The sequence below is a fragment of the Ignisphaera sp. genome (assembly GCA_038735125.1).
Classification (GTDB): Archaea; Thermoproteota; Thermoprotei_A; order Sulfolobales; family Ignisphaeraceae; genus Ignisphaera.
Window position 1 is genome coordinate 13517 of the sequence record JAVYNU010000005.1, and the last position, 18310, is coordinate 31826.

Genomic DNA, 18310 nt, shown 5'->3' on the forward strand with positions numbered 1-18310 from the left:
GTGGGTCGTGATAAAGGTTGTGCTATTTGCACTTGCACTATCAACAGCAATTATCCTAGCACTTCTTGTGGTAGCATATTTTCATCAGATAACCGTTGTATACGGAAACAACTACAACATTCTTGCAATTAGAGAAGACCCGAAGGTAATTGGAGAAACAGATGATAAGATCTGCTATATCCACATATATGATATAGCGCAATGGGGCTCTTCCCAAATGCTACTTACACAGTATCCAGAGCTATACCGCCTGAATATAAGCTCAATAAATATCTCGATATCATATGATGTGCGGATAGGGATAAACGCCTCGATAAAAAGCACTTCGGCGAACCGTACAGTGTTTGCAGAAACATTACTACTTAATAGTATTAAAGATGTCTCTGTGAGGGTTTTTGAGGTTAATAAGAGTAGTGGTATAGAGCTTGAGAGGATTATTAGAGAGGAGCTTCGTCGATCGCAATACCCTGTCTACATGTCGTTAGTTGTTGGCGAGGGCTATAGAAGGGTTATTGGCTATGTTGAGCAAGTAGCAATCAAAGAAATGATGTGTAGCCCCTCACAGCTGTTCACAGGGATGATATCGAATTTAACTGTTTATCAATTCCGATGGTTATGCCCAGCTTCAGATCTTCCCCGCATAGGCAATGTGCATGTAGTCGAAATGTGCCTTAATAGAGGAGCTCTCATATCTGGTTTCTTTGGAGGTTTCGTGAGAATAGACAAGGCTATTGATTTAGTTGCAAATGCAACGAGGTATAACCTCTCAGAGAGTACAATTAAAACTATTGTTTATTCCCTCACTTTACCATTTGTACTCGAGTCTGTTACGGCTATGAACTACGATATTGTGCTTAGCCCACAGGCGGTGCATATTTGGAGGGCTCTAGCATTTCTACTGGCGTTTGTCAGCGGGATATTCCTTCACTATAGGTTTAGGCCTGAGGAGTACAGTGGTTTTATAAGGTTTGTCAGAAGGTTACGCCGGAGAATCGGTGGATAACTACCCTATAGACTATGTAGAGAGCGAGGGCTGCTACAAGTATTGGTGGTAGAAGAGGTGTGTATACATCAATTGTTTTCACAACCTTTGCACTAACCTCTACCCTCTGAATAGCTTGCGAGGCTTGCTCCAAGGCTTTGCCAAGAGCCTTTGGTAGCTTGTCAACTGTTTCAGCAATGTATGGCTCTCCCCCGGTGCTATTCGCTATAAACCTCATCTCCTTTATACCCTCTTGCTCAAAGCCTATGAACACGGTGTATATCGGTATTCCAAGTCTTTTGAAATCATCTAGCAACGGTCTATAGTCATTTATATCCGCTGGGAGACCATCAGAGACAAAGACTACCGAGGCAGAAACATTGTATTCTCTATATGGTTTCAGCCAGTTTAGCGCCGATCTCAGGGGGTAGCTATACATTGTGCCACCATTTGCCTCAGCTCTCTCTATAGCCTCTACAACCTTGCTCCTATCGCCTGTGGGTGCAACAGCTTGTTTAACCCTTTCAGCGAATTCTATGAAACCAACATCTATGCTTTGGGGGAGCCTCTCAACAACATCTACTATAACCCTCTTGGCAGTCTCTATCTTTGTGCCACTCATACTGCCAGAGGTGTCCAGTATTATTATGAGGGGCGGTCTCACATTGAATGATAGCTCGGAAACCTCTTTAGACTCTACATAGATCTGCTTCTGTGTGACAATATAAGGCTCGGCTAGAGCCAGTGAGATAAGAGCTACGAGAGCTATTTTCAGGGCTAGGGTCACAATCCTGAACCTCGTTCTCTTTGGAGCCAACCTCTTAGAGGCTACAGAGACGAGGGAGTGTCTATATCTATAATTTTTTGAGTATAGCTTTGGGAAAAGCATGTGCAGCAAAACAACGATTGCTGTGGATATAGCGAAGGTAGCTATGAATAGATAGGGATTTTTGAAGGTGATCACAGCCCCTCAGCCAGGCTAAGTACTATGAGAGGTAGTGCCACCAGGAGTGTGTAGAGCTGTATCGAATAGTCCTTCACGGGGGTCTCGATGTAGAGCTTGCCAGAGGCCTTAAAGGCTTCGTATCTGGCTTCGGCGTAGAGCTTCTCAGCTATGTAGTTGAGAGCCTCTTCCTCGTTGGACAGCACCCCAACCCTCACCACCTGAATTCCATGTCTTTTGCATACCTCTTCAAAGCTAGATGCCCTAGGATCGCTACCGACTAGTATAGCAAGCAGGGGGATATTGCCATTTGCAACAACTTTCACAGCATCCTCTACAGGCGAGCCATAGTTTGCCGCACCGTCTGTTACGACAAGCAGTGCTGTTGGTGTCGGAGATGTCTTTGCTTTGGAGAATCCAAAGTATATGGCATCTCCAACAGCAGAGTACTTCTCGAGCTCTAGTTTGCTGAGAACAGAGGAGCAGGTTTCGAGAGAACTTGTGTTTGTGGCCATGCAGAGAAACCTCACATCATTGCTAAACCCATACACCTCTACAGCGTCTCTCCTCTCAACAGCTTTTCTAGCAATCCTCAGAACTAGGTCAACTGCACTTCCAATCCTAGTTGGATAAGCATCTGCGTTCCCCATGCTCGTGGATATATCTAGTAGAATGACTATCTTTGCATTGGTTATGTTTACACTGAGTATGTTGTCCATGGTCACAGGGGTGTAGGTGTATGCCACTGTATAGGGCTGTGCAACAGCGATTGCCAGAAGCATGGGGGCTACGAGCTTTGCTATCAACAGGGCCCTCGCAACCTTCCACCCACCCAATCCGCCAAGCTTCGATGACAACTCAGAGGATCTCTTCCTACTTCTGTAAAGCAATAGGATGAGTATTGTGGCTATAACTGGTACGAGAACAAGTGCCAGGGGGTTGTCAAACCCTATGCTAGTCATCCGATTCGGGGGGAGCGTAGCCAGCTCCACTGCCAACACCTTGGCTACTGCTAGAGCCTCCCTGTCCATTGCTCCCCTGTCCCTGGCCTGACATGCTCTGCTGGATAAGGGATAGAAGCTTGCTTCTAGCATTCATAACCTCTAGCGATAGAGGTCCCGAGGCTTTTACATCCTCCACTTCCTTTTTCAGGCCGGCTAGGAGCTGCTGGTCCCCAACTCTCTCACCTCTGCACAGAGCCTCTACAACATCTCTATAGCCTTTAGCTATCTGCATAACATTGTATGCGGCTTGCAGAGACTCGAAAACATTTTTGAATCTTCTAAGAGATGCATTTACCACCCCAACATGGTTCTCTGCTAAATAGCTGTTGTTGACGCCTCCAAGGATATCTATAGCCGAGGCCGTAGAGCCCATCGCCCCAAACACCTTATCCTCAACCAAGCCGAACTTCTCAAGAGCAACATCAACTCTGCAAAGAGCCAAAAGCTCGAGAGACTCCCTCAAGGTGCTAGCAGAGGAATTCAAATTTCTATAAGCTTCAACACCTTTAACAGAGGCGCTAGCTACATATAGATAGCTTTTTGCAACACCAACAAAGAAACTGTCATCAGAGCCATAAACAGCAGATACATTACGCAAATATCTCTCCAACCTCATCCTAACAACATAAACATCGTCAAAATCATACCCAGAGACACCAAAACCTTTGAGAACACCCTCAAGAGCAATAGACGACTTGTTGAGATATTGAACAACTCTAACATAATCCTCCAAAACATTTATATGGGGAGAGCTTGTAACACGAGGCCAAAAACTATATATTATAAAGGCGATAGAGAGAAGCAGAATGAGAAGAGCAGCCAACGAATACCTATCACGCAAAAACCTCCAACCCCAAGCCACATTAACCCCCACAAACCAAAACCTCTACAAAACAAGTACTCCCAATAAGAGGATAAAAACCTTTGCTACACAAAAACCAAGCAAAATCCTCTATACTCATGGGGGCTTCTAGAGAAAATATGCTCGCTGGGCTGGTGTAAATCGTGTTATGGAAAATTTATTCCTCTATATAGTAGACATAATTAGTATTCAGCTTATACACCTCTATATAGGCTCCAGGCCATATGTCAGAGCCGCTAAAAGCTCTTTCTTTTGTCTGATCTTGGTTTATGTATATATACCATGGGTCTAAGAAGAATGTTGTTCCTGCTGACCAAACCCTATAGCCAATTATATCATATTTTTCAACTATACTGAAATTTGTATCGAATATGTAGATTTTATGGCGACTGCCAAACTCTGTGTCGGTTGCGAAGGATACGGCAAACATGATTTGGCCTTGTGAATCTATTACCGGATATATTGTTGGGTTTTCATGCCCCTTCTCAAATATTGTTTTGACATATATGAATTCTCTTGATGTTGGATCGTTTATTCTCCATAGTATTGTTCCTGCTGAGAAACTTGGTGTGAGTGCGTACCATGTCCCATTAAATTTGAAGATGGCTATGTCGTAGTGTCCCCATTTGCCACCAGGTGGAGCATTCACCAACTTTACATCTTCGTACAAAGCCTCTAAATCGAGGTTATCGTTGAACATAACCTTGGCTATTCTATGTAGCTCTCCTTGGTATGTTGCTCCCCAGTTCATTATATAGCCATGGATTTTGCCATCGACTCACTTAAACAACACTCCTTGACCTGTGTAAGCAGGGTTTTCATGGATTATGATGAGCTTTACTGGCTCGAATTTTATGAGATCTTTCGATCTGAGTATTAGCAGACCCAGTGGTTGTCGGTAGAACCCTGCTGTGGCGAAGAACAACATATACCCTTCGGAGTCTTTTAATATGGATCGTGGATCATATTTTCCATTGCTCCAATCGAATATGGGTCTAAGATCCCTCATACCCGTGCCAGCTAGCTGGTAAACTGCGAGATTCTCTATGACTACTGATGCATTGCTGACCCTCAGCAGAATTCTGGTATCATATACCCAGAGCTGAGGTGTTGAAAGCTGTGATAAAAGAATCTAGTCATCATCAGTTTCACGTTTTGCAAATATCTCAACAGCTCCTGTTGTGTAGGCAAATAGAAGCTCAAGTCTCTCTGTATTTACTGGAACAGATATCTGATTCAAAGCCCAGCGACCCTCGAGATACACCCTAGTGTTTCTATTGGAATCAATTTTTACACTCACATAGTGTTTATCTGAACGAGAAGACCAAAGAGACACTAAAATCTCGTTCTTTATATCAGGTATGGTCAGAACAAGTCTATAGACCTTGTATCTATCTATTTTAATTTCATTGTTGTATGCATATACACATGCATTTTCGGTAGTTATCTCCAGCCCTCTATACGTCAACTTATATGTACCATTAGCAATCCACCTCTTATCCATAGTCTGCAAATCCTCTTGATAATAGACAACATCATCAAAGTATATAAAAGGCATTACCACGGACAACCTCTCTCCAAGCTCTAAAAATGGAGGTTGAGGTAGCTGATAAGTGGTAACTGTTTTGAATTCTGTAACGGTTCTGACATCTGTAGTGGTCTTTACTTGGGTGACAGTTTCTATCTCTGCAGCCATTACAGTAACCGTTGCTAACATTGATGTAGTAACTGTTTTGACATTTGTAACTGTAGTTGTTTCAACTTCTGTCCTAACCTTGATTGTAAACCTGGCAATGCTATAACCAATTAAGCTAGAAACCAGCATTACTAAAACTATTACAATGACATAGTGTCTATTAAAGCACGTCGTACCTTTCATCTGTAAAATATGAGTAGTGCGAGAAACGCTAAAAATTTATTACACTATAAACATACTTTCTCTACAACCTTGCTTAAAAACTTTCTATCCACTTATGGCAGTTTCTGTAAAGATATCATTGAAATGTTAACTTAGGATAGCAGGAAGAGGGTTATAGGTAGAGGATAAACATCGTGTTAGTTCATCTGTAGAGAGTTAAACCCAAGACGCTTTCAGAGTATCCGTGGTATCAGCACACTAGTACAAAGTGTTACTTGATATTTGTCTGGAGTTTTATAATATCATTTTAGAGGAGTGAAAAAGCAAAGCGTTTAGCCAACATTCATAGTTTTTCTGCCAACAGCATTTTCTATTATCTCATCTTCCAATGCCACGCTTTCAAATCTTATCATGCAGTCGCTGGAATCTATTTTACTGTAAGTATGCTGAGTGGGTTAATTGAACCTAAATATATTATCTCTTCATATATAATCATGGCTTGAAATGTAGTCTAGACTCTCCAGCTGTGATTACTTTAATAAGATTATTCTCAAGAAGCTCCATGCATTTCCCATGCCTATAGATATCCTTGGCTTGGGGGTGCAAGATAGATATGGAAAAAGTAGGTTGGCAAACAAATCTAGGTCGCATGTTATTTCTATTGTGAGAACATTTCTCTTAAATACGCTATTACAACTAAGTCCACAAATCTTCCATGCCTCTCATCAAGCTTGTGTCCTACACCATTTATTCTTATTGAGATTACGGGTACTCCGTAGTCCTTTAATTTCTTTGCGTATGTTTCTCCCTGGTCTCTTAGAGCATCTTTTTCAGCTGTTATTATTAGGGCTGGTGGTAGATCCTTTAGATTTGATAGTATTGGTGTGAATAGTGGGTTGAATGCTTCTTTCAAGTCTCCTAGATACTTTGTTGTGAAGTCTATTATCGAGTCCATGTCTAGCGGGTTCCCCTTCTCGCCGTAGATTCTTGCTGATTCTGAGTATGGGTCGAAGCCTATTACGGGTACTATTAGTGCTTGGCATTTGAGTTTAATTCCATTGTCTCTTGCTAGAATGCTTGTAATTGCTGCTAGATTGCCTCCTGCGCTAACACCCATTACACATATACTGTTCTTGTCTCCTCCAAGCTCATCAGCATGTTCATAAACCCACTTCAGAGCATCGAAAGAGTCTATAACAGCAGCTGGAAACCTATGCTTAGGCGCAAGCCTATAGCCAACAGAAACCATAGTACATCCACAACTCTCAGCAATAAACCTACACTTAGAATCAGAATCTTCTATACTACCAGCTATGAAACCACCTCCATGATAGTAAACCACAACGCCCTTTACCTTTTTGTCAACAGGTTTATATATCCTGATAGGGATCCGAGCCTCTCTCCCATCTATAACAACATCCTTTACCTCAAGCATAAAACCACCACAACATTTTCCAATTTCCTAGCATACCACAATTTAAAAACCTTATTGTATGCTAGCCTACACTCATCAAATCCCTTAATCCCACACTTGCTTCAACTTCTACTAACTGTGTTTCATAGTTCTTTACCAGGTGATCCACCTCACTTCTCGTGGGCATGCTTTGAGCACCCATGCGAGTTATCTTCAAGGCTGCAACGGCATTGGCAAATCTAACTGCATCAGTAATTTCTCTATTCTCTAGAAGTGCAACTGCAAGACCAGCGACAAAGGCGTCGCCTGCACCAGTTGTATCTACTACTGGCACCTTGAATGCCTTAGCAATTGTTTTTGTGTTGCGTGTAGCTATTGCTGCTCCTCGCGAGCCTAGAGTCGTTATAACTACTTCTACACCCCACTCCAACAGCTTCTCGCTTGCTCTGAAAACATCTTCAATGCTTTCTATCTTTACACCTGTTAGCTGTTGTAGCTCTACCCTGTTTGGAACGGCTATATCAACAAATCTAAACATGTCTCTATCTAGGCTTCTCGCTGGCGCTGGATTCAAAATTGTTAATATTCCAAATTCCTTGGCTATTTCTAGACTCCTATAAACAGTTTCTATAGGTATTTCAAGCTGTGTTAAAAGTATCTTTGCCTTCCCCCTCAAGCTCTTTAAAGAATCTTCGACAAGCTGTGGGGTTACTGCATTATCTGCACCTGGCGAGACTATAATCATATTCTCTCTAGTCTCTTCATTCAGTATTATGAATGCTACACCACTGCTGCAACTAGCTTTATAGACATAGTCTATTCTAACACCATTTCTAGCAAGATTATCTATGAGCATGGATCCTATATAGTCATCGCCCACAGCACCAATCATATACGTTTCAACACCTAGGCGAGCACATCCAACAGCTTGGTTTGCCCCCTTGCCACCTGGATAGATGGCATAGTCACTTCCAATAACTGTTTCATCAGGCTGTGGAAACCTCTTTACCTTAACATAAAAGTCTGCGTGTATACTGCCAACAACAGCTATAGACATTTAATATTCGCCAAATTACATATAACTTAATGTCAAATATAATAAATTTTTAACCCAGTAATTTGGCGAATGAGTTAAAAAGCACATTGACATACCTATTCAATGTATATTCTACAGCCACTCTCATCGCAAAGCTCTTTCAAGTTTTTCCCATCTAAAATCATAGACCTTAATCTATTTACAACCTCCTTCCAATTACCACTACCCAAATCTATGTATATACCCTCCTCCACTTCTTCACTACTCTCATCAGATGCCTTCTTCCTCCTTTCATTAACATTATACACGAAATCCTCAATAGACCTCAAATCTGGAAAGTAAACTTCTCTCTCTATATAAACTGGAGACCCATTCTCAACAACAACCACGACAAGCTGAGGAGTTTCAAAAACAAGGTAGAAAACAAAGGTGTCAGCAGCATCTTGAGAACCACAATTAAAGAAAAAGTTTGTACATTGAACAACAACAGCCTCTCCAAAACTACCCTTACTGCTCTCGAGAAATCTAGACCAAAGCTTATCAAAGCCCTTGCATCCAGGACAAGACCTGTTTCTAAAATAGATCACATAAACCCCATCCGCTGTCGGAACAAATGGCCCATCAACAACAATTTTCTCTAAACCCCCATCCCTATAGACGTAAATGCCATCGGACTCTGGTATAGAGACCACAGACCAATCCCTCACGTGTTATAATTTTCGAAGTTTATAGCATTTAATACATATTTTAAGTTTTAGGCAGGTATGTTAAACCATATAGTATCACATCATATCTTTGACAAATTTAGGAAAAGAGTTACGTTCAGCACATTTGTTGCCATAGTTTTTAAATACTGTATACTGTATAGACTGATTCAGTAGTAACATGCGTTAGGGTCTTGACATTGTCTTTAGATAGTATATTAATTAACTGTGTAGATAGTGTTAGAAAATATCTTGAATCATCTTCAGTATCATTCGACGTTATTGGTTATAATCCATTTGGGGATGTCTCGAAAAGATTTGATGTAGAGGCAGAGAATATTTTGAGGAAATGTATTGTGGATTCTCTTAAGGATGTGGTTTTTATTGGTGAGGAAGAGGGGCTAAATGTTTATGGCAATCCAAAGTGGATAGTCATTGCCGATCCTGTTGATGGTAGCACAAACTTTTCATTTGAAATTCCATGGGCTTCGATATCTGTTGCCATAGCACCCTATAGAAAAGGTGCCACTATTAGAGATGTGACTACAGCTATTGTTGCAGAGATTTTTAGGAATAGAACATATGTCTACAATAATGGGTTTGTCAAGATATATGGTGCTTCAGAAAGAAAGAAGACTCCAGCCCCAATTGTTCTAGGTTATTTCGAGCTTCTAGAAGCTTACACACCATTATTGAAGTATCTGAGTTTAAGCCCTAGGAGACCAACTGTTAGATCTCTTGGTAGTGCAGCCCTAGACATTGTTTATGTTGGGCTTGGAAATGCCGAGGTATTCATAGATGCTAGGGCAAAGCTTAGAAATGTTGATGTGGCTGCCGCAGTAAGGATAGCAACAGCTCTTGGTGCAAAAGCAGTTGAATGCTCAAATGGTTTGAGAGACGCTCTAAACATTCCTATAGATATTCTTGAAAGAGTACAGTGTATTGCTGCGGCATATGACAATGATGTTTTGAATATCCTTGGCAAAGTTTTGTCGAGTCAAAAAGCTATGCAATGACACTGTTTACACGCTCTGAAAAAGTCTTTAAAATCCTTGCCAAAGCTTTTCCCCTCAAAATTTTTTTACCCACGATAAACCCACTATCGCTATAATCCTTCGAGTAGTAGGCTAGTACATAGACCGGTTGTCCGTCAACCTCCGTTGACGTTGCAACATCATCTTTTATGAGACACAAGCTCTCCAAAACCCTTTTTGCGGATTTACGTGCTATTCTAAGCGATGTTTGTCTTATCCTCTCAGCCGGTATAACATATTTTCTAGTTCTTAAGAATACCCTATAGGGGATTTCGACATTTGTAAATTCTGATATTCTGTCTATGAATTGCTCAAGCCTTAAATAATTCTCGTTTGAGATTTCGTGGGCAATTGTTTGAAGATTTTGAATAGCCTTTAAAGTACTACATTCCTTCACAGAGGCTTTTCTAGCCTCTACAGGCATTTCATCAACTAGCTTATCTCTTCTCGAAATCTTGTTCATAAGGAAAAGAACTGTATAAGGACTTTCACAAACATCGCTAAATATGCAATCGAGGAGGTATAGATCTCTTGGCTTACAACTAGGGAAACCTGCCAAGATCATTGGCATCCACAGAAAATTGTATACATTACTTGGAAACCTCTTCAAAACATCTCTGTCCACATATAGGAACTTATACACAATAATCACCTCACAATTTTCCCTCAGAATCGAGTTTCATCAGCAACTCTATGTTTTTAGCCTCGGATTCATCTATATTGGCTGTGTTTATCCATGCATCCAAAATCTCTTTTGCAACATATTCAGTTATTAGTCTACCGCTCATAGCCAATACATTTGCATTGTTCCACAGCCTGGCACCCCTAGCTGTTTCAGCATCATTGCATAGAGCAGCCCTAACACCCCTAACCTTATTAGCTGCTATAGAGACACCCGTACCTGTATAGCATATAACAACACCCCAGTCAACCTCACCACTAGCAACAAGTTTTCCAACCTCATATCCGACTAGTGGCCAAGGCTCTGGCTTACCAGATTTTGCGGCTCCAATAAGCACTACCTCGAACCCCCTATCCTTTAGATACCTAACAACAGCACCTACTACTGGGTAATTGTCATCAGAGCCCACAGCAACTTTCTTGCCAGGGAATCGCAAGCTAACTCACCTTAGTTCACACATATACCTGCAGAGCTTAAAATGCTATGCCCTTTCATTCACATAAATCCTAATCTTCTAGCTTGTTCTTTCCACGATAGCTGCATATCATATGCATAATGTGGTCTAAATCTTGTCTTGATCTCCTCCAAATTGTCGCCAACAATTCTTATCTTGCTAACATCAATTTCTCCGTATCCCCACCTCCACAAGAAGTATAGATAGCCGATATCAGCTGGGTTAAAGCCCATAGCATAACTTACCACGGCATCGAGGTTGACAGGGTTTGTAGAGGCAAACACCACACCCCATCTTTTTTGAGTTCCAGAAATGGGGCCATTCCCCTCCATAGCCTCAACACCATCTACAAGACCAAGATCTGGTATCATATATGTTGCTAGCTTAGCAATGTTATAGTTTATTGAGAGATAGCCTCTATGCATCTCGTGTTTCCACCCCCTCTTGATCGAACCCATAACAACATTCTTAATTGATAATGTTACAATTACTGTGTCATGGGTCTTTGCTCTACATGGTGATATTCTCACAAAGTTCTTATCCAATAAAAGCTTCGATACATAGACCTCAAACTCCTTTCCATTCTCATCAATCAAAACAAATCTCTGCTGATCAAAATCATCAAGGTCTACAAACTCTATTTTTCCATACAGATCTTTTATTCTATAGTAACCAAAATTCTTTAAAGCATCTTTTAACGAGCCCATTGCAGGCGATTCTCCAATTAATATCTCTGAAGGTTCAAATCTAGATAATATGAATTGTAGTATTGCTTCAATGGTTTCTATAGGTGTTGCTGCAAGATATGTTCTTGTTGAGACAAAATTGGGTTTTATCAAAAACTTCTTTCTATTGCCAACAGCTTCTCTTATCTCCTTCTCTATCAGCTCTAATGCACTTAAAGAACCTTTGTAATGGTCGAATGTTCGAACTATTGAAACAGACATTTAACCCTCACCTCTGCTATTCTCTTTAAATGTTTTAATAGCGGCATCTACAACGTTTCTATATGTGGTGTTGGACTCTCTTGCAATTCTTTTAACTGACTCATACTCAGGTTTAATGTTGATAATTTTCCCCTTATAATCCCTGCTAACCTTCACCTCCACCTGACGCAATTGACCATTAATCTCTATGTCAACTTTTCTAACCTCTCGATAAGGAACCTTGAATCTATCAACAAAAGATACCCTGACTCCAAGGGTTCCAAGCTCTCTAATTAGAGTTTCAACAATAATTGGATACGTTGAAACATCAGCCAAAACCCTTATGCTATGGCCTGGCCTATTCTTCTTCATGTATATGGGTATCACAGAAACATCCTTGGCACCAACCTCAAACAGCTTCTCCATGGTGTAGCCAACAACCTCCCCAGAGACATCATCTACATCTGTTTCAATAACAGCTATCCTCTCACGCTCAAACCATTCAAGCTCATCCACATTGTCAGTATCTTCGCCAACCATAACCCTAACAATGTTTGGGTGTTTTTCAAAATCCTTCTTACCAGCTCCATAACCAACGCCAAGTATTTTTAGCACAGGTAGAGAGTCTATGAAGCTGTTAGCTAAATTACAGACAATGGCTACTCCAGTAGGTGTTGCCAGCTCACCTTCTGCAAAACCACTAAAGAACTTAGCACCTTTACTACGTAAAATCTCTAGCGTAGCAGGTGGTGGTATGGGGTATAACCCATGCTCTGTTTCTACATAGCCTTTTCCAACAGCTATCGGAAGAGAATAGATTTTTGCATCAAATAGATTCAGAGCCTCTAATGCTCTTGCAACCCCCACAACATCTACAATGGTGTCGGCTGAGCCAAGTTCATGAAAATGAACAGAGTCGAAGCTTGTTCCGTGAACCTTCATCTCAGCATCTATAATAGTCTTTATAACATCTACAGCAAATCTCTTAGCTCTTTCTCCAAGGCCTATCTCGGTAGCAACGTTCTCTACATATCTAAGCATCTCAGCCCCTCTTCTCTCGCTATGATCTTCATCAATTTTTACATCAACACTCTTAGCCTTTACACCACCTTTGACAACATCTTTCACAGATATCTCAAGATCCTTAACACCATCAACATTTTTAATAATAGCTCTTCTCAATTCCTCCAAAAATTTTGTATCAACACCTAAGTCAATCAGCGATGCAAGTATCATATCCCCAGAGATGCCAGAAATAGACGGGTCTATAACAACAACTTTGCTAACCATTACCAATCCTCCGAATGTAAATTGATGTTAGGAATACTGCAATAAAAATATTTCTAGCGTGACATAAATGAAATTAACTATATTTATTTACTTTCTTTACATTGGCGATAAACAGAAATTCTTCTTCCTATTAAGCCTGCTACCACACCTGCATTAACACCATTATCTATATTCACAACAGCTAGCCCAAGTGGGCATGCCTGTAGCATTGAGTATAACGCTGCTATCCCCTCTCCACCAGCACCATAACCAACAGATGTTGGAACACCTATTACTGGAACATCAATCAATGATGCTATTACCGACGGTAATGCACCCTCCATACCGGCAATGGCTATTACCACATCAACATCACTTTCCTTCAGAATCTTTAAAGCCTCTAAAACCCTCTGGAACCCAGCTATACCAACATCATAGATGGTTATGGCCTTGCAGCCCATCTGCTCCACTATAACCTTAGCCTCTTCAGCAACGCATATATCAGCTGTTCCAGCAGCAACAATACCTATTCTACAATCGTATTTGGGGTGTTCATACCCTTTTCTCTTTACTACAGCAATTCTACCTCTCCTATTTATGGAAACTTCAATGTCATCTTTTTTAAGGTTCTCTAAATAAGATATTTGTTCACCAGTTAAACGAGACACTATTACTCTACCATTCTTCGGCACAATATTTAATACAATTCTCTCTAGATCCTCAACACTCTTTCCCTCACCAAAAACTATCTCTGGAACGTCTCTACGCATCTCTCTACCTATATCAAATCGTACAACATTATCTAAATACTCTATTGAGAATAGCCTTATTTGCCTTAAAGCATCTTCAATAGATATAAGACCCCTAGCTAAATCCTCTAAAACTTTTCTTAAATCCATGGAAAAACTCACTGCTTAGCAAAGAATTGGAGAAACTCCACAATAGCACCAAGGCTTTCTATAGCATTTACATACACATATTTTCCTCCTTCAAAAAATCCTTCCTGTTCCCTATAACCACCAATGTCCTCCAAGGATTTGATACACTCATCAGCATTTTCAACAACAAATGCGATATGGTGAAGACCATTGCCATGTTCACCAAGAAATTCTTTCCATATGCTAGGACCATCAATAGGCTCTATAAGCTCTATGACAATATTGTCCATGTTTATAAAAGCAAGTTTTGCCCTTCCACTTGATGGCATTCCCTTAAACATCATCTTAGTCTTCTCCCAATCCTCTGTTTCAATAATACTCGGCTTCTCAATTCCTAGAAACCTTGTCCAATTCTCCAATGCTTTCTCAATATTCTTTACAACAATGCCTATCTGAACAACTCTTTTGAGGTTTCCACATGACATTATTCTCAGCCAAAAGGAAATGCAATGCTATCTAGCCTATTAAATTTTCAGTACCCTACCTATCACAGACTTTACCATAGTTGGATAGGCTTTTTCCTTCTTTTTACTATAGACATCCTGAGTAAAGTACACAACAACTCTCTTTATAGCGGCAATAGTCTGACTCTGTATACATAAGGCCCACATGGCATTCATCATAGCTCCGTGAGCTCCAAGAGAGGCTGAAAGTATCCCAGCAAGAGTTCCAACATCTATTTCGCCCCTTCTAGCCTTTTCAATAGACAGATAAGATATTAGCACAGCAGAGGAGTACTGTGTAAAAAGGCTAAATCCCCAGTAAACTCTATCGAACCACATTACTGTTGTTATTGACTTTTTCCACCACATGAACACTTTGCTAAGTAGATCCCCATTTCTATGCTCATATAAAGCATCTCTTATATAGGCTATGCTAGCGCTATAAGCCTTTCTTTCCTCACTTCTAGCAACCTCAACCCTCTTGCTATAATACTCTGCAATGATTATATATGGTGCGGCTGTTGCGAGTGTTACTAGACCTATAGACATATTAAAGGTGAAGACTGTTACTATAGATGTTATAGCTGTGAATATGTTTGGCAACAATGTTGTTAAGACTCCGTTAATGTTCCAAATGACGAAGTCTATATCGCTGCTAACCCTTCCAATAACATCCTCCAGAGACTCGTTATTGCCATCCTCGTGGATCTTGCGAAGCATAACAGTCTTCAAACCCACAATACTATCAGCGAGTTTGCTGAAATACTTCATTAAAGCGAATTCTGATGAAATAAAGATTATCGCTGCAACACCGAATAAACCAACACCTGTTATAAGTCTATAAAAAAATAGCGAGTCACTAATATTTCTCCTAACAGCATTAACGATGTTGACAATGGCTTGGGGTACCAGATAACCACCCACAATAGATCTTATAATAAAAACAGCTATCATTATAGAGAAGGCGAGGCCAAAGCCACTAGCATTTGGAATAATTATATCGCGTATAAATCTAGCCATGATTATTGAGTCTTGAAGTAGCTTACTTCTAATCCTTGAAAGCTTTGAATAAATACTCATTTGATTACCCAAGGTATGTCTTCTTTGAGATATTGGTTATTTTAAAAAGTTGTTTTTAAGCTGTTTGACAAGTGAGACTATGAGATTATATTCAATTTTTTGGCATATTCTATCAGCTCTAGTTCCTCCAGAACATCTTTTTTAGGTTTACCATTTTCGTCCCATCCCATAAACTCGTAGTATTCCATTAGCATTGGCTCTAGCTCTACTACCTGATTCTTTGATCCTCCCTCACTCATAGGTTCGGCAAGAAATCTCTTCTGTAGAATATCATCTTTTTTAGATATTCCACATGCTATGTTAAAAAGCCTTTTTAATGTAAATATTCTTTTACCTATCTTTAGAAGATCTTGGACATTCTTTTTATAGCCAGTTACATATGTGTATAGACCTGCTATGTGGGCAGGTGGAATGTCAACGAATTTGCATATACCCATGGACTCTTGGATCTCGCTCCACATCATCATAGTTGCAACCATCCATCCCTTGCCTTTGTATGCAAATCTGTCAACTCTCTCATATATCTTCAAATCATGTACTCTTTGCCCCTGTTCTATTCTGAAAAATAATCCATATAGGTGATCAGCCCCTCTATTGGATGTCGCATATTGCAGTCCTATTCCCTTGAATGCTCTTGGGTCATGCATAGGCATTTCAGTTCCCTTAACATGCATACAAAATTCTTCAGATCCTTTTCCAATTATGCTAGAGGCTTTTCTACATCCCTCAGCTAGGATGTTTCCAAACCCTTTCCTCTTTCCAATCATTTCAATAAGCTTTAAAACAACTTCTTTATCGCCCCATCGAAGCTCAAGCCCCTCAGTATCTGCTGATGTTATAATTCCTCTTTCGAAGCATTCAAAGGCCCATGCAATTGTAACACCAGCTGATATTGTGTCTAAGCCATATCTGTTACATAGGTGGTTGGCTTTCGCTAGATAATGGGGATCGTCAATCATTAAAAGGGTTCCTAAAGATGCTATGGTTTCGTACTCTGGTGCTCTGGTCTTTACATCCCCTATTTTCATGACCTTCCAGCACTTTACAGGACATGCCCAACATCCATAGACATCAACAACAATGTTCTTCTCCTTAAAGCTTTGTCCAGTCAAGTTTTTATATCCTTCGAATTCACCAAGTCTAAAGTTCTTTATCGGCATATCCCCATATTCGTAGAACTCCTCAACCTCTCCAGGTGTGCCATAAACAGCAAGTATTTGTGCTGTTGGCGAAGACATTATTAGTGGGAGTAGACGTGATAAAATACTCGATACTCTGCCTGGATCCCTAATCTTTATTTTACCGCTACCCTTAACTGCTATGGCTTTAAGGTTTTTAGAGCCCATAACAGCGCCCATACCGGTTCTTCCAACGACTCTAGGGCCATTTGGATGCATATCGGCAGCTATAGTTGCAAATCTAACTAGATTCTCTCCAGCTGGACCAATTGCAGCAACTCTAATGTTTTGATCCCCAATTTCATTTTTTATCACTTGGTCTGTCTCAAATGTGTCTAATCCCCAGAGCTTTGAGGCATCTCTAAACTCTACTGCATCATCATGGATATACAGATACACAGGTGATTTTGCCTTACCCTTAATTACAAGGCCATCAAAACCAGCCTTCTTTAACTCCACACCCCAATACCCTGCAGCGTGCCCCTCACCCCAAGCCATTGTCAAAGGAGATTTTGAGGCTACAACCCATCTACTACTTCCATAAACAGGTGTCCCCGTTAATGCCCCTGTCATAAATACTAATACATTTTGGGGGCTATATGGATCTATCTTGGGATCCTCTATCTCTTCAACAATTATCTTTGTCGCAAGTCCTATTCCGCCGATGAAAAGCTCTATGTCTTCCTCCCTAAGTTCCCTAATCTCCACTTTCTCTCTAGACAAATCTATATATGCTAGTTTACCTGCATAGCCGAAGAATTCCTTCGTACTATTCACCCAAGTCTATAAAGTTTATAGTATAGCTCAACCTCTCTCTCTGGTATAACTGGAGGCTCTTTTCCGAGGGCCATTGCAACAAATTGTGCTATTGCAACCTCCTCTAAAGTTTCTGCAACAGCCTCAGCATCATATATATTTGCGCCTAAAGCAACTATGCCATGGTTTTGAAGAATAAGGGCTCTAGCACCAGTAGCCGCTTTTTCAGCAACAAGCTTTGCTAGTTGATCTGTACCTGGAAAAGCGAAGGGGACTACCTCAACTTTTCTAAGAACCATAACAGCTTCTACAGTTATAGGCTTCAAGCCGATTCCCGCTAATGCGAGGCCAAGTGTGAATGGATTGTGTGCATGAACAATAGCATTGACATCAGGTCTAACCCTATATATAGCTGCATGAAGAGGCGTTTCAATAGATGGTCTTCCAAAGCCCTCTACAATATTGCCATCCAAATCAACTTTTATCAAGTCCTCTGGTGTTAACTCACCTTTGAAAATACCGCTGGGGGTAATCCAAAAATCCTTAGAGCCTGGAAGACGGGCACTAACATTACCACCAAGTGCAGATACGAGACCTCTTTCAAATAAATGTCTCATAACTTTACAAATATCATTTTTTAGTTGCTCCTCGGGCAACTCAATACCTTCACTCATAACATTACACCTATGCAACGCTATGTAATGTGGTTTACGCATATAAGCTTATTTCTTTATATGTTATAAATAG

Annotated in this window: 20 protein-coding genes; 2 read left to right on the top strand and 18 right to left on the bottom strand. The window is 40.5% G+C overall.

Translation table 11 applies throughout. From position 1 onward, the window contains the following. Nucleotides 1-7: 7 nt before the first annotated feature. Nucleotides 8-1003 carry a hypothetical protein gene (locus QW284_06305; protein MEM0339280.1) on the top strand — a complete coding sequence of 332 codons (996 nt, stop codon included), beginning with the start codon at nucleotides 8-10 and terminating at the stop codon, nucleotides 1001-1003. Here QW284_06305 and QW284_06310 read toward each other — a convergent pair. The 9 genes from QW284_06310 to QW284_06350 form a co-directional block, all read right to left on the bottom strand. Next, nucleotides 972-1946, bottom strand: coding sequence for a vWA domain-containing protein (locus QW284_06310; protein MEM0339281.1), 975 nt, complete (start codon nucleotides 1944-1946; stop codon nucleotides 972-974). The two genes, QW284_06305 and QW284_06310, sit on opposite strands and share 32 nt — an antisense overlap. Continuing rightward, nucleotides 1943-2956, bottom strand: a complete 1014-nt coding sequence (locus tag QW284_06315; GenBank protein MEM0339282.1) for a vWA domain-containing protein — start codon at nucleotides 2954-2956, stop codon at nucleotides 1943-1945. The genes QW284_06310 and QW284_06315 overlap by 4 nt, the downstream gene beginning before the upstream one ends. Then, entirely contained in the window at nucleotides 2880-3803 is a 924-nt protein-coding gene (locus QW284_06320; protein MEM0339283.1) for a hypothetical protein, read from the bottom strand. Before QW284_06320 ends, QW284_06315 begins: the two co-directional genes overlap by 77 nt. A gap of 145 nt (nucleotides 3804-3948) precedes the next feature. Next, nucleotides 3949-4542 carry a hypothetical protein gene (locus tag QW284_06325; protein ID MEM0339284.1) on the bottom strand — a complete coding sequence of 198 codons (594 nt, stop codon included), beginning with the start codon at nucleotides 4540-4542 and terminating at the stop codon, nucleotides 3949-3951. 27 nt (nucleotides 4543-4569) lie between these two features. Further along, a complete protein-coding gene (locus tag QW284_06330) occupies nucleotides 4570-4800 on the bottom strand; it encodes a hypothetical protein (GenBank protein ID MEM0339285.1) in 231 nt (76 codons plus the stop codon). 123 nt (nucleotides 4801-4923) lie between these two features. After that, nucleotides 4924-5616 (bottom strand): hypothetical protein, encoded by a 693-nt coding sequence (locus QW284_06335; protein MEM0339286.1) that lies wholly within the window; start codon nucleotides 5614-5616, stop codon nucleotides 4924-4926. Between the two features lie 691 nt (nucleotides 5617-6307). Then, nucleotides 6308-7084, bottom strand: a complete 777-nt coding sequence (locus QW284_06340) for an alpha/beta hydrolase (protein ID MEM0339287.1) — start codon at nucleotides 7082-7084, stop codon at nucleotides 6308-6310. 61 nt (nucleotides 7085-7145) lie between these two features. Beyond that, nucleotides 7146-8120, bottom strand: a complete 975-nt coding sequence (gene rbsK, locus QW284_06345; GenBank protein MEM0339288.1) for a ribokinase — start codon at nucleotides 8118-8120, stop codon at nucleotides 7146-7148. Between the two features lie 95 nt (nucleotides 8121-8215). Then, nucleotides 8216-8791: a hypothetical protein gene (locus QW284_06350; protein MEM0339289.1), complete on the bottom strand. Its 576-nt coding sequence runs from the start codon at nucleotides 8789-8791 to the stop codon at nucleotides 8216-8218. Between the two features lie 212 nt (nucleotides 8792-9003). On the opposite strand from QW284_06350, the gene QW284_06355 reads away from it, so the two are divergent. Next, a complete protein-coding gene (locus QW284_06355) occupies nucleotides 9004-9819 on the top strand; it encodes an inositol monophosphatase family protein (protein MEM0339290.1) in 816 nt (271 codons plus the stop codon). Here the strand turns inward: QW284_06355 and QW284_06360 are convergent. The 9 genes from QW284_06360 to QW284_06400 all read right to left on the bottom strand — a co-directional run bounded on the left by QW284_06360 (nucleotide 9809) and on the right by QW284_06400 (nucleotide 18237). Beyond that, nucleotides 9809-10480 (bottom strand): hypothetical protein, encoded by a 672-nt coding sequence (locus QW284_06360; protein ID MEM0339291.1) that lies wholly within the window; start codon nucleotides 10478-10480, stop codon nucleotides 9809-9811. The genes QW284_06355 and QW284_06360 overlap by 11 nt on opposite strands. Nucleotides 10481-10490: 10 nt before the next feature. Then, nucleotides 10491-10955: an RpiB/LacA/LacB family sugar-phosphate isomerase gene (locus tag QW284_06365; GenBank protein MEM0339292.1), complete on the bottom strand. Its 465-nt coding sequence runs from the start codon at nucleotides 10953-10955 to the stop codon at nucleotides 10491-10493. Between the two features lie 59 nt (nucleotides 10956-11014). After that, nucleotides 11015-11920, bottom strand: a complete 906-nt coding sequence (locus QW284_06370; GenBank protein ID MEM0339293.1) for a DUF362 domain-containing protein — start codon at nucleotides 11918-11920, stop codon at nucleotides 11015-11017. Continuing rightward, nucleotides 11921-13189, bottom strand: a complete 1269-nt coding sequence (gene larC, locus QW284_06375; protein ID MEM0339294.1) for a nickel pincer cofactor biosynthesis protein LarC — start codon at nucleotides 13187-13189, stop codon at nucleotides 11921-11923. It abuts the gene before it with no gap. Between the two features lie 83 nt (nucleotides 13190-13272). Beyond that, on the bottom strand, nucleotides 13273-14067 hold the full coding sequence (gene larB, locus QW284_06380; protein MEM0339295.1) for a nickel pincer cofactor biosynthesis protein LarB: 795 nt from the start codon (nucleotides 14065-14067) through the stop codon (nucleotides 13273-13275). 8 nt (nucleotides 14068-14075) lie between these two features. Then, on the bottom strand, nucleotides 14076-14531 hold the full coding sequence (locus QW284_06385) for a VOC family protein (GenBank protein MEM0339296.1): 456 nt from the start codon (nucleotides 14529-14531) through the stop codon (nucleotides 14076-14078). Nucleotides 14532-14570: 39 nt separating this feature from the next. After that, nucleotides 14571-15629, bottom strand: coding sequence for an ABC transporter transmembrane domain-containing protein (locus tag QW284_06390; protein ID MEM0339297.1), 1059 nt, complete (start codon nucleotides 15627-15629; stop codon nucleotides 14571-14573). Nucleotides 15630-15706: 77 nt separating this feature from the next. Continuing rightward, on the bottom strand, nucleotides 15707-17584 hold the full coding sequence (locus QW284_06395; protein ID MEM0339298.1) for an aldehyde ferredoxin oxidoreductase family protein: 1878 nt from the start codon (nucleotides 17582-17584) through the stop codon (nucleotides 15707-15709). Then, a complete protein-coding gene (locus QW284_06400; GenBank protein ID MEM0339299.1) occupies nucleotides 17581-18237 on the bottom strand; it encodes a class II aldolase/adducin family protein in 657 nt (218 codons plus the stop codon). Before QW284_06400 ends, QW284_06395 begins: the two co-directional genes overlap by 4 nt. Nucleotides 18238-18310 lie beyond the last annotated feature (73 nt).